The 13,063-nt window shown below is 38.5% G+C and carries 9 protein-coding genes; 3 read left to right on the forward strand and 6 right to left on the reverse strand.

Features of this window, described 5'->3' with window-relative positions; genetic code table 11:
* Positions 1 to 194: 194 nt before the first annotated feature.
* Positions 195 to 1,319 carry an N-methyl-L-tryptophan oxidase gene (gene solA / locus C7Y47_RS16320; protein ID WP_142509740.1) on the forward strand — a complete coding sequence of 375 codons (1,125 nt, stop codon included), beginning with the start codon at positions 195 to 197 and terminating at the stop codon, positions 1,317 to 1,319.
* Positions 1,320 to 1,410: 91 nt separating this feature from the next.
* Here the strand turns inward: solA and C7Y47_RS16325 are convergent, their stop codons facing one another.
* The 6 genes from C7Y47_RS16325 to rpoN form a co-directional block, all read right to left on the reverse strand.
* Positions 1,411 to 1,857 (reverse strand): hypothetical protein, encoded by a 447-nt coding sequence (locus tag C7Y47_RS16325; protein ID WP_142509741.1) that lies wholly within the window; start codon positions 1,855 to 1,857, stop codon positions 1,411 to 1,413.
* A gap of 247 nt (positions 1,858 to 2,104) precedes the next feature.
* Positions 2,105 to 3,502 (reverse strand): aldehyde dehydrogenase family protein, encoded by a 1,398-nt coding sequence (locus C7Y47_RS16330; RefSeq protein ID WP_142509742.1) that lies wholly within the window; start codon positions 3,500 to 3,502, stop codon positions 2,105 to 2,107.
* Positions 3,503 to 3,539: 37 nt separating this feature from the next.
* On the reverse strand, positions 3,540 to 4,868 hold the full coding sequence (locus C7Y47_RS16335) for an aminotransferase family protein (RefSeq protein ID WP_142509743.1): 1,329 nt from the start codon (positions 4,866 to 4,868) through the stop codon (positions 3,540 to 3,542).
* 618 nt (positions 4,869 to 5,486) lie between these two features.
* Complete coding sequence (locus tag C7Y47_RS16340) at positions 5,487 to 7,130, reverse strand: sigma-54 interaction domain-containing protein (RefSeq protein ID WP_142509744.1); 1,644 nt, start codon at positions 7,128 to 7,130, stop codon at positions 5,487 to 5,489.
* 151 nt (positions 7,131 to 7,281) lie between these two features.
* On the reverse strand, positions 7,282 to 8,697 hold the full coding sequence (locus C7Y47_RS16345) for an amino acid permease (RefSeq protein WP_142509745.1): 1,416 nt from the start codon (positions 8,695 to 8,697) through the stop codon (positions 7,282 to 7,284).
* Between the two features lie 441 nt (positions 8,698 to 9,138).
* Positions 9,139 to 10,476: an RNA polymerase factor sigma-54 gene (gene rpoN, locus C7Y47_RS16350; RefSeq protein ID WP_142509746.1), complete on the reverse strand. Its 1,338-nt coding sequence runs from the start codon at positions 10,474 to 10,476 to the stop codon at positions 9,139 to 9,141.
* Positions 10,477 to 10,834: 358 nt separating this feature from the next.
* On the opposite strand from rpoN, the gene C7Y47_RS16355 reads away from it, so the two are divergent.
* Positions 10,835 to 11,989, forward strand: coding sequence for an acyl-CoA dehydrogenase family protein (locus C7Y47_RS16355; RefSeq protein WP_142509747.1), 1,155 nt, complete (start codon positions 10,835 to 10,837; stop codon positions 11,987 to 11,989).
* Entirely contained in the window at positions 11,986 to 13,062 is a 1,077-nt protein-coding gene (locus C7Y47_RS16360) for an acyl-CoA dehydrogenase family protein (RefSeq protein ID WP_142509748.1), read from the forward strand. The genes C7Y47_RS16355 and C7Y47_RS16360 overlap by 4 nt, the downstream gene beginning before the upstream one ends.
* The last annotated feature ends 1 nt before the right edge of the window (position 13,063 follow it).

A 13,063-nucleotide genomic window follows, 5' to 3' on the forward strand; every position in this document is an offset into this window, starting at 1 on the left:
CCATTATCCCATCACCTACAGCTATAGTAGCCATCGTATTAAATAAAATATTACCTAGTGTGAAATAGCTTTTAAACGCAATGCACAATACTCCCGTTAGGAGGTTGTGCATTTTCTTATCTGAAAAATTTTCTGAAATTTCTGTCCCAGTCTCTTTTGTTTTGTTATACTAGAGTAAAAAAGTAGGGATTAAAATGATATACGACGTGATTGTAATTGGTGCAGGGTCGATGGGGATGGCTGCAGGCTATAATTTAGCGAAAGCAGGCAAAAATGTCTTGATGCTTGATGCCTTTAATCCACCTCACGATGAAGGTAGTCATCATGGTGAGACAAGAATTATTCGCTTTGCATATGGTGAAGGAGCTAGCTATGTACCTTTTGTCAAAAGAGCGGGTGAATTATGGAAAGAGCTTGCAATGTTAACGGATGAAGCTTTATTTTTACAAACAGGTGTAATGAATGTCGGTGAAGAGGCCCATCCTTTTATTCAAAATGTGAAAACTAGTGCTAAGCTCTACGATTTATCATTAGAGCAGTATTCAGCATCTGAGGCAATGGAAAAATGGCCTGGATTATCCTTACCCGAAGACTTCGTTGTTTGTTTTGAGCCTACTGCTGGAGTCCTTCGTGTAGAAGCCTGCATTAGCGCTTATAAAAAATTAGCCATTGAAGCAGGAGCAACCTTACATACAAATGAAAAAGTGCAGAACATCAAAGCTGGAGAAATTGTCCGTGTACAAACAGCAAATAATATATACGAGGCCAAACATTTAATTGTGACAGCTGGTGCTTGGGCAACTGAGTTACTACAAACAATGGACATCGCCATTCCTGTAACACCGACGCGAAAAACATTTGCATGGTTTGAGGCGGATGAGCAGCTTTATCATGAAGAAATTTTCCCGGCCTATTGTTTTGAATTTGCTGATTCTATGTACTATGGTTTTCCCAGTATTGATGGAGCTGGCCTAAAGCTTGGCAGACATGATGGCGGTGAGGCTATCAATCCAAACGATCCGCTACGGCTATTCGACGAACAGGATTTAATAGATTTACAAAACTTTATTAATCGTTTTATGCCTAAACATGGTGCGTTAAAATTCGGAAATACATGTAAATATTCGATGACACCAGATGAAGATTTCATTATTGATTTTTTACCAGAGTATCAAAATATTGTCATTGCAGCGGGCTTCTCAGGACATGGTTTTAAATTTAGTAGCGCTGTTGGTGAAGTACTAGCGGATTTAACGCTTAACGGAAAAAGTAAGCAGGATTTATCACGCTTTAGGCTTAGTCGATTTAATACAAACTGATACTTTGCTTCACTCCATGCACTTACTACTGTGTCGGATTACTGCTAGAGGACTGCCATAAAAGCAGTTTTCTGCTGTTTATGTACACTTATCATTTCATTATCTTTTTTACGAAATAGACGAAGACATCCAACAAAATAGCGTATAATAACCCAAGCCCAATGCGCACGATATAGAGAAAGAACGTAAAATCATTAGCAACCATATACTCTCGTACTGGGTCGTTATGGAGCAACCACGTATAGACAAAATCGATCGTGAAAAGCGACATTAAAAGTTCCTTATCATCTTGACCTATCCAATGTAAGATGCAAATACCAATCATAATGATAACAGTCCACGTAGTGAAATTATTAAATGGCACTGGGGCATAGCGTCTTCCAGCTAAAATCACTGTAATTGGAAATACAATAATAGCGAGTATACCAAGTATCCCCAGTTGATAGAGATCAAATAGATTGATACCAATTACTGCCACTAAAAACGCAACAATACACATCATCATAATTTTAACATGCAAAGAACGTAAAAATGCCATTTCATTCCCTCCCGAAGCCATAACTCAATCAAGTATGCTTTTTTTCGATATCCTTCAAATTTGCCTACGCAACCAAAATAACATCATCAGTGTAATTTTACACTGATGATGTTATAATTCAATCCGTATTCGTTATCCATGCCGATCGTTTTAAATAAGATATGCCTGCTGATTATTTTTGGTTGGGCAGTAGCCATCAAACTATTTTTTTGTTTGCTATCCTAAAATTTTTTTCAACATAAACTTTTTACTCACTTTTTGTGCCAATCGTAATTGTTTTATACGTTGTAAAGAACTCTTTCGCTGCCTGCCCCTGCTCACGGGCACCGGTACTTGAGTTTTTCATTCCTCCAAACGGCGCTTGTGGCTCAGCTCCACCCGTTTCATCGTTAACTTGTACAAGTCCAACCTCACTACGGTTAATAAAATCAAATGCTTTCGGAATGTTATTTGTATAAATAGAAGCACTCAATCCAAAATTAGAATCATTCGATAATCGAATCGCTTCTTCATAATCTTTTACTTTGATAACGGCTAAAACTGGTCCAAAAATCTCTTCATAGGCAATCGACATCTTATGTGATACATTCGTAAAAATTGTTGGGTCAATATAGTATCCTTCAAATATACCTTTTGTAGGACCCCCGCCAAATACTAGCTCTGCTCCCTCAGCTTTTGCTTTCTCGATGGTGGATAATATAGAATCATATTGTCCTTTAGATGACACAGGCCCCATCGTGACACCAACTTCTATTTTTTTAGCTTCTTCAATTAACTGCTCTACTACCTTTTCATAAACCGCTTCCTCGATGTAAACTCGACTAGTTGCTGTACAACGCTGTCCAGTCTGTTTCATCGCACCTTCAATCGTTAATTTTGCAGCTTGCTTGATATTGGCATCAGCTAAAATAATTGCTGCATTTTTCCCGCCAAGTTCAAGCTGAATTTTTTTATTAGTCGATCCAGCAGTATCTAAAATACTTTGCCCCACACTATTTGAACCTGTAAATGTAATCGCTTTTACTTCAGATGCCTCCAATAATACTTGCCCAACCTTTGAACCACGGCCTTGCACGACATTTAACACGTTTTTTGGCAAACCTGCTTGTTGAAATAATTCCCCTATTAATTCACCAGTTAAAGCACTTTCAATAGAAGGCTTCCAAACAACCGTATTGCCGTACACTAATGCCGGTGCTATTTTCCATAGAGGAATAGCGACAGGGAAATTCCAAGGCGTTATGGCAGCAACGACACCAAGTGGTACTCGCATTGTGTACAATAATTTCGCTTCATTGGCAGAAGGTAACACTTCCCCTGTTGCCCGCATCCCTTCTTGTGCAAAATAACGTAAAATGGAAGCGCCACGTTTCACTTCACCAAGCATTTCATGTTTCGTTTTACCCATTTCACTCGAAGCTATTTCAGCTACTCTATCAATATTTTTCTCAAGTAAGTCTGCTGTCACGCGTAAAATTTCTCCACGCGCAACAGAAGACGTATTTTTCCACCCTTCAAATGCTTCCTGAGCTACAATGATAACGTCTTTCGTTTCATCTATTGTCAAAAGCTCAACTTGGCCTATACATTGAGATGGTTTCGCTGGATTAAACTGTTTTCGTATTTCTCTAACGATAGTTGTCATAAAACTCCTCCTTAAAATAATGATCGCTTCGTTGACATTAATCTTTTTCAACAATTGTTTTACGTATATGCTCAAATGTCTCGTCTAAAATACGTAACATTTCATCTAGCTCTACTTTTGATAGAATGAGAGGTGGAGAAAAGACAACTGTATCTTGATCATACGTAACTGTTCGTAGAATCAATCCTCGTTTCATCGTTTCTTGTACAAAAATGGGACTAAGAGGAGACTCAAACAATTCACCCGTCTCACGGCTCTTCACTAATTCAATGGCTCCAAGTAATCCAAGCGTTCGCACGCGTCCGATAAAGCTATATTTTTCTTGCAGTGCTCGGAATCCTTCTAACATGGCATCGCCCATCTTTGCAGCATTTTCAACGAGATTTTCGCGCTCAAGAATCTCAATATTTTTCAACCCAACTTGACAAGCGAGTGCATGGCCGCTGTAAGTGTATCCGTGCATTAATGTCCCTTTAGAAAGTTCGCAAAGATCTTGATGCAGCTTTTCGGATATCGCCACACCACCAAGCTGAACATAACCACTCGATACTCCTTTAGCGAATGACATCATATCTGGCACTACCCCGTAATGTTCCATACCGAAAAATTTCCCTGTACGACCAAACCCGGTGATGACTTCATCTGCAATGAATAAAATACCGTACTCATCACAAATTTTTCGCACTTCTTTAAAGTAATCTTTTTGTGGAATATTAACCCCACCTGCACCTTGTACAGGTTCAGAAATAAACGCCGCCACAGTCTCAGGGCCTAACGCTTCAATCGTTTCACGTAAATTACGTACGGATTCGCTATATACATAATGGAAATCAGGTGCGTGCGAATTCGTAAAGTCACGAAATGCCTGTAAGCCTGTCGCATTTGTAGCACCCATTGCGACACCATGGTATGAATGGGTACGTGAAATAATTTTTTGGCGCTCTGGCTGTCCTTTTAGTAACCAGTAATGACGAGCTAACTTAATCGCTGTATCGTTCGACTCTGAGCCCCCAGAAGTGAAAAATACAGTGTTTAAGTCTCCAGGAGTTAAAGAAGCAATTTTCGTCGCTAAACGAATAGCCGGTTCATTGCTAAAAGAAGCGAAGCAGGAACTAAATGCTAATGTAGATATTTGTTCCTTCGCCACTTCGGCAATTTCTTTACGACCATGCCCAATATTTACATTCCATAAAGAAGACATCCCATCAATGAAGACATTTCCTTCTATATCTTTTAAATAAATGCCATTGCCCTCTGTAAAAATGGCTGCTGGCCCTTGTGTTTGTTGTTGCTCAATCGACGTTGTTGGGTGTAGAAAATGTTTTTGATCTAACTTTTTTAACTCTTCTTTTAGTTGAATTGTCATAAATGCCAACCTCTTTTCGTTTAAAATTTCATACACAATTTTAATAGCAATTCTCATGCCAACTGAAGAAAAAATTCCTTAAGGCGTTGTAATTTTTTTGACTCATTTCTAAAAGAAAAGGAATTGATTTTTATATAAGTTGATTGGAGTGGAGATTGGGCGACTCCTTGGGGATCAGCAATAGAGGAACGAAGGCTAAAAGCATCACATCATGTGATAATGCCTTCGTGACCAACATCGTGTTGGCCTGAGACCTTGGAGCGAGCAACGCGAGTGAAGCGGCTCATCGGACGCCCCCAGGAAGCTCTGCTCTGCGCGAAAGCGAAGCGTCAGCGGCAAATGTTCTCTGTAGCGAAAGCAAAGCGACAGCTACAAAGCGCCCAATCGGAACGGAAATCAACCCCACGTTATGAGAAAGCAGCATTTTTTTCTATTAGTTACTTCACAACAACTGCAACAAAATGAAAAAGGAACACTTTCATTTTTCGAAAATGTCCCTCAATCTATTAACATAATGATGCATTACATCATTTTCCTTGTATGAATTAGTAAGCATTGCAATATTACTAGTTACTGTGCATAGATGAAGTTTTGATGCAAAAATACATCATTAATCCTTTAATCCTCATATGAAATTTGTTTCGTTAATTGGAACTTTTGTATTTTACGTACTAATGTTGACTGATCACATCCAAGTGATTTAGCAGCTTGCCTAATACTTGGATAGTTAGATAGAGCTTCTTTAATAATCTGCTTTTCAAACGCAGCTACTTGCTCCTTTAAAGCACCACTAAACTTCGGAGTTACAACCTGTTCCTGAATGCTTTGTATTTCTACTGGGTTTTCTAGAACACGTGTAATAGTTGGGTTACTATCTAGCTCTTGTTGCACAATAAATGCTGTTATTTCTGGCTGCGTTGCTAGTAAGCAAATACGCTCTACCATGTTTTTAAGTTGACGTACATTGCCTGGCCAATCATAAGATTCTAATATTTTCATTGCCGATGACTCAATTGTCCGATGGATCCCATATTTATCTTCAACAATAGCCAAAAAATGGTTGACTAATGGGATGATATCTTGGCGACGTTGTCTTAAAGGAGGAATTTCAATAGGTATAATATTTAAACGATAATATAAATCCTCACGAAAATTACCTTGCCTCACCATCTCCGCTAGATTGCGATTTGTCGCAGCGATAATGCGTACATCAATAGGAATAGGCTTTCCGCTACCTAGACGCTGTACCTCTGATTCTTGGAGCACACGTAATAATTTCGCCTGTAGTAGCAAGGGCATCTCTCCAATCTCATCTAAAAACACTGTGCCACCTGACGCAATCTCAAATAACCCTGCCTTACCACCTCTTGACGCTCCCGTAAAGGCTCCAGCTTCATAGCCGAAAAGTTCAGATTCTAATAAATTCTCTGGGATTGCACTACAGTTAATCGTTAAAATTTGCTTATCATGACGGCGGCTATTTGCGTGAATAAGCTTTGTTATCTCTTCTTTACCTACGCCCGATTCACCACCAATTAATACAGTAGAATCTACCTGTGCAACTCTCATAACACGCTCTACAACCTGCATCATTGCTGAAGATACAGCGATTAAACTACTTTTTGTGTTTTCATTATGTAAGGCATGTAGTTTATTTTTAAAATTCTCGTTTTGAACTTCTAATTTTTTTACTTCTTTCTCTAACAGCTTTAATTGTGTCATATCACGAGTAATAGCAACTACATATTGTAATTCGCCGTATTCATCAAATATCGGTTTTCCAGAAACTAAAAAGCATTTGCCATTAATGAACGTCTGCAAAATAGTTACTTTTTCTTTTGATTCAATTACTTTCATCGAGATGGAATCACTCATTATTCCTTCAGCGATGACGTCTTTTGCATATCTCCCCATTAAATCAATGCCTACAATTTCAATATCTATATCATTTTGAAATATAATTTTGCCATCGCTATCACAGACTGTAACGCCATCGGATATGGAGTTTAATACTTTAATGGACAATGAGTTCATAAAGTCTATATAGCTATACTGCATGAATGGTTTGACATGGAATAAGCTACCTTGCGAAGTCTCTATTACATGAATAAAATTGCCTTCTACATCAAAGGTTTCTATTCCTTTACTATATTTTTTTATTATTTTTTCAAGAAGCTCTATTTGGATATCACTTTTAATCATTACCTCAGCATTTTTTACAATAAAAAAATGCTCCTCTTTATGTAGTTGAGTTATCGACATCTAGATCACTCCCTCTTGAACTTTAAAGGCTTTTTCATACAAAAAAATTCGCTCTTTCTACGGGGCATCTGGAAGCCTAAAAGGTATTAAAGTTTCCTTTGGCTTGATATCTCGCAGAAATATTGCGAATTTTTTGTATTTTTATAGTATTCTACTCTGATGCTAGCTTTTCCTCTATTTGCTCTGCTGGCCTTGTCGACAGCTTTCGCATAATCACGAACAACACAACTGAGCCAATTAATACAAATGTACTCAAATAGAATTGTGAACGTAAAGATTCGATGAGCGCTTGGCATAAATAGACGACTGTTAAAATAGCAATTGTCACATACGATAAATATGGAAATAACCACATTCTAATCGATAATGGCTCATCTGAAACTTTATCGTAATAACGTCGGAAACGAATTTGTGAAATAGCAATAAAAATATAAACTGCAATCATTAATCCTCCAACGCAATTACCTAAAAAGTAGAAAATAACTTCAGGTGAAATGAAGTATAGCATCGCACAAATATAGGCTACTACTGTACTACCAATAACAGCTGGTACAGGCACACCTCGACGATTTTTAATTTGCGAGAATATTTTTGGTGCATCCCCTTGACGCGACATTTCAAGTAGCATACGTGAGCTTGTATAAAGGGCTGAATTTAACACAGAGATTAGTGAAATAAAAATGACGATTTGAATAAGTTGAGCAGCAATTGGAAGCCCTGCCATCGTTAATATATTTGCATAAGGCGCTGCCAATATTTTCGAATCATTCCAAGGGATGATTAAAACCATAATAGCTACTGAGCCTACAAAAAATAACCCTAATCGAAAGACAACGTTGCGAATGGCGCGGACAATATTTCTCGCTGGATTTTCAGACTCTGCTGCCGCAATGGCTGCAACCTCAGCACCACAAATTGAAAATATAACAAAGACAATGGCCGTAAAAATCGGGACAATACCATTCGGAGCAAATCCACCGAATTCCGTTAATATCCCTAACCCCTTCGGTTCATAATTTGGCCAAATTCCTAAAATCATAGCTATACCAACAACTAAAAATACAATAATTGCCGTAACTTTAACGAAGGACAGCCAATATTCAAATTCACCAAATGATTTTACTGAATAAATATTAACAATTGTCATCAATAATGTTATGCCTACGCTTCCGAGCCATGTTGGTATCATCGGGAACCAATTATGGAGCATTCCCCCTATGAGTGCCGCTTCTAACCCCACAATAAATACCCAGCTTGCCCAATAAAGCCATCCTACTGTAAACCCTGCCCACGGACCAATATACTTCCCTGCATAGGAAGCAAATGAGCCTAGTTCTGCCGAACCTCCTGATTTCTTTCCTAATACTATTTCTCCTGATGCCATTTCCCCAACCATTTGCATGATCAGAACTATAAGCATGCATGCAATCGCATAGGAAATCACCGCCGCAGGACCGGTACTTAAAATATTTTTTCCTGTCCCTACGAAGAGCCCTGTACCAATAACCCCTCCAATGGAGATCATTGTAATATGCCGTGTTTTCAATGATTTTTGCAAAGCCCCCATTAAACCACCCCTTTGTGTTATGTAGACATTTACTAGCCCCTTTCCTCTACTTCAATGTCTATCGTTTAATGAGCAATTCTGATGCCAAACCTATTCAATTATTAAAAATTTCAAAAAATTATCAACCTGTACATCTATTGTTGCTAATATTTTTCTAACTCAGCGATTTTAGTATAGCGTGAGGTTGATTACCGTTCCGGCTGGGCGCTTTTTGCTGTCGCTTCGCTTTCGCACAGAGCAAAGCTTCCTGGGGGAGTCCGATGAGCCCCAAGGAGTCGTCCAGCCTTCACTCCATTCAACCCATACATAATATACGTTTTAACTTCTTTTTCAGCGATCCCTGAATTTGAGTGATAAGGCATTTTTTAGCGCCAAGTGTTTTCATATGCGATTTTAAAAATTTGATGCAAAAATACATCATTAACAGTTCATTTACATCATCTATCCATATACACGATTAAATGAACTCATAATATTCATCTCTTCCCTGTACTTCGCTACTGTCCGTCTGGATATTTGGATACCTTCAGCACTTAAAGTATTTGTAAGCTGTTGATCCGTTAATGGCTGTCGTTTATCCTCTGTCTCAATCAACTGCTTGAGCCGCTTTTTAATAAACATAATAGAATCCATCTTTCCAGAAATATTCATTACTCCTTTTGTAAATAACGATTGTAAAGCATATACGCCATGGGCGGTTTTTATATATTTTCCACGTACTGCCCGACTAATCGTTGATACATGTAGACTTAAAATGTCAGCTACATCTTTTAACCGCATAGGCTTTAATGCTTCAATGCCTTTATGAAAAAAATCTTCTTGCAATTCCACTAGCAATCTAGCTAATTCGTACAGTGTTTTATCACGTTGTTCGATCCCTTGTAATAATAAAAGTGCATCTTTCATTGTGTCTTTAAAATAGGTTTTACAGTTCGGATCATTCTTTAGCATTTCAACATAATATTTATCGATAGTGACGCTTGGTAAATATCCGCGATTTAATTTAATCATCCATTCCTCTCCTAATTTTTCTACTTCGATTTCTGGAATGACATATGGAATCGCTTCAAATTTATCTCCTGTCATCACTGGTTTTAAATTTTTTATATAGTTGACAGTTTTCTTCACGTCATGAAGAGACGTCTTATACTTTTTACTTAATTGTTTAATAGCTTGTGCGGCCACTAACTCTAAATCCTCTTCGATCAATCGAGAGGCTAATTTCGGTGCTAGCGCATCACTGTCTACCTGAATGAGTAAATACTCCTTATAATTACGTGCCCCTACTCCCATTGGCTCGAAAGTTTGAAGTAAGTCCAATAGCGCCTCTACATGCAAAACATTTGCATTACACTTATTTGCGACGATTTCTACATCAACATCTAAAAATAGACGTTCATCTAAAGATTGAATTAAAAACGTTATGATTTTTAAATCTACAGTAGATAGATTTTTATGCATTGGTACTTGTTCCAATAAAAACTGCTCATAGCTCTCTTTTGCTGCAAGCTTCATCTCAATGGGATTAAATGATTGATGTTGCGGTGCATAATATTGCGCAGAATAACTCTTATCAGAATAACTTGCTAATTGCATAATTTCCTCATATTGCATTTTCACCGTCGCATCAGTGACAACTAACAGTGGATTTTCGTTAGCCTTATCATAAATATACTGTTCTAATTCATTTGTTGAATATTGTAGTATTTCTAAATGCTGTACTAGCTGTGGTGATAACACTTGCATTATTTTTTGGGAAGTTTTGATAGCTATTTGCATACCCCATACCTCCATCGCGTAATTTTCTACATAGTAACACGTTTATTCTCTCTTTTTCCATTTTTAATCAAATGTTTTTTCGAATTATAGGGTAGCTGACATCCTTTTTGCCGAAGTAACTCATCGGACGCCCCTAGGAAGCTTTGCTCTGTGCGAAAGCGAAGCGGCAGCAACGAAGCGCTCAGGCGGAACGAAAATCACCCCCACGTTTTGGTGATAAACCACGAGCCTCCCTACTCTATGTATTAAAATTTTCTAATAATTCCAAAAAAGTAATTGACTGCAGTTATAAGCCATCATAAAATACACATATATAATAACAGTTACCACATTACGGTAAAAAATAAGGAGTGATCAAATGTTTCATGTACCAACTGTGCAATTTACACAAGAGCAGGAGCAATTCCGCTTAGATGTTCGAACGTTTCTACAGGATGAATTAGCAAAAGGAACTTTCACGCCTAAATGTGACTCTTGGCTTAGTGGAGATGATCCTGAATTCTCTAAATTAATTGGTCAAAAAGGTTGGATTGGCTTAACTTGGCCTAAAAAATATGGTGGTCAAGAGAGGAGTACTATTGATCGATACATTTTAACGGAAGAATTTTTAGCTGTTGGTGCTCCGGTTGCTGCACATTGGTTTGCTGATCGCCAAACAGGCCCACTTCTTTTACGGTATGGAACAGAAGAGCAGCGAGAATATTTCTTACCGAAAATTGTGAAAGGCGAATGCTACTTCGGCATAGGTTTAAGTGAACCAAATAGTGGATCAGACCTGGCTTCGGTTAGCACACGTGCTGAAAAAGTAGAGGGTGGATGGATTGTCAACGGTCAAAAAATATGGACGAGTAATGCACACCTTTGCCACTATATGGTGACTTTAGTACGGACTAGTCCTTTTGATGGCAAAAGCAAACATGCAGGGCTCAGTCAATTGATTGTTGATTTACATGCGGAAGGAGTAACGGTTGTTCCAATTAAATTTTTAACCGGAGAGCATCATTATAACGAAGTATTCTTTGACAATGTTTTTGTACCTGACAATATGGTTGTAGGGGAGATCGGTAATGGCTGGGCTCAAGGATTAGCAGAGCTTGCCTTTGAGCGCAGTGGTCCAGAGCGAATTTTAAGCACTTTCCCATTAATCGATGAACTTATTCAAGAGTTAAAGCGCCAAAAAAATTTAGAAGGGTTACAGCAAGCGTCTAAAATAATAGCTCGTCTTTGGGGCCTACGTAATTTGTCAATTGGCGTAGCCCAGCTTTTAGAATCTGGTAATGGTGAAGACGTATCTATTCCTGCAGCACTTGTGAAAGCACTCGGTACGAAATTTGAGCAAAGTATTCCTGAAATTACACGCTTAATCGTACAGACTTATCCTACTCTTGACGCTCATCGAAAAATTGATCGCTTTATGGCTGAATCCATTTTACATGCACCAGGTTTCACTATCCGAGGAGGAACTTCAGAGGTACTGTATGGCGTTGTAGCGAAAGGGGTTGTAGCACAATGAGTGAAATGAAAGATATGATTCTTGATGTTGTAGAACGCATGTTAAAAGAAAAAGTCGATAAAGAGTTAGTCGATACAGTGGAACAAGGTCATTGGGCACCAGAACTATGGGATTTGTTTAAAGAAAACGGTATGACAGCTGTAGCCTTTACAGAAGAAAATGGCGGTGCAGGTGGCGACATAGAGGATTTATTAAATATTGTTCGTTTAACTGGAAAATACGCGGCACCAATCCCATTTGCAGAAACAACATTTGCAAATTATTTATTAGAGTTTACTAGTTTACAAGTAATTGAAGGCTTGGCCACGTATATGCTCTACCCTAACCAAGCCTTTACGTTAGAGAATGGCAAATTAACGGGAGAGGCGATCCACATCCCTTGGGCACGTCATACAAAACATCTAGTGACACTTGCCTATAGCACAGAGGGTACTCATCTTGTAGAAATCGATTTAAGCCAAGCTGAAATTAAGGTAGGATCAAATTTAGCAGGCGAACCGCGTGATACCGTGATATTCCATCATGCTAAAGTTTCACAAGTATCTGCTGTGTTATCTCCTGACAAGATACACGCTATTACAACACTCAAAACTGCTTTTCAATTAGCACTGATGACTGGTGCCGTCGATAAAATAAATGATTTAACTGTTCAATATACGAAAGAACGTGAGCAATTCGGTCGACCGATTCATCGCTTCCAGCTCGTTCAGCAGCATATTGTACATTTAGCAGGTGAAACAGCGATTGCTCTAGCTGCATTTAATAATGTAACGGAAGCACTTCTAAAAAACAATCAAAATAGTGAGGTTGCTTACGCCTGCATTCGTTTCGAAGAAATTATTCAAGCAGTGACAACAATTGCGCATCAAGTACACGCTGCAATTGGTACGACACACGAGCATAGTTTGCATCAATTTACACGCAGACTTTGGTCATGGCGCGATGAAGGGGCTAGCACCTCTTATTGGACTAATTTAGTAGCAACACAGCTACTAAAAAATAGCGGAGATAGTCTATGGGGATATTTAACTTCAAGTAGCGCAAACTCTCCACTTCTCAAAGTAGAAGGATAAG

The organism is Lysinibacillus sphaericus (assembly GCF_006864135.1).
GTDB lineage: Bacteria > Bacillota > Bacilli > Bacillales_A > Planococcaceae > Lysinibacillus.

Coding starts and splice junctions, on each gene's coding strand:
- C7Y47_RS16355 (WP_142509747.1), top strand. CDS start 10,835: ATGTTTCATGTACCAACTGTGCAATTTACACAAGAGCAGGAGCAATTC.
- C7Y47_RS16325 (WP_142509741.1), bottom strand. CDS start 1,857: ATGGCATTTTTACGTTCTTTGCATGTTAAAATTATGATGATGTGTATT.
- C7Y47_RS16345 (WP_142509745.1), bottom strand. CDS start 8,697: ATGGGGGCTTTGCAAAAATCATTGAAAACACGGCATATTACAATGATC.
- C7Y47_RS16335 (WP_142509743.1), bottom strand. CDS start 4,868: ATGACAATTCAACTAAAAGAAGAGTTAAAAAAGTTAGATCAAAAACAT.
- solA (WP_142509740.1), top strand. CDS start 195: ATGATATACGACGTGATTGTAATTGGTGCAGGGTCGATGGGGATGGCT.
- C7Y47_RS16360 (WP_142509748.1), top strand. CDS start 11,986: ATGAGTGAAATGAAAGATATGATTCTTGATGTTGTAGAACGCATGTTA.
- C7Y47_RS16330 (WP_142509742.1), bottom strand. CDS start 3,502: ATGACAACTATCGTTAGAGAAATACGAAAACAGTTTAATCCAGCGAAA.
- C7Y47_RS16340 (WP_142509744.1), bottom strand. CDS start 7,130: ATGTCGATAACTCAACTACATAAAGAGGAGCATTTTTTTATTGTAAAA.
- rpoN (WP_142509746.1), bottom strand. CDS start 10,476: ATGCAAATAGCTATCAAAACTTCCCAAAAAATAATGCAAGTGTTATCA.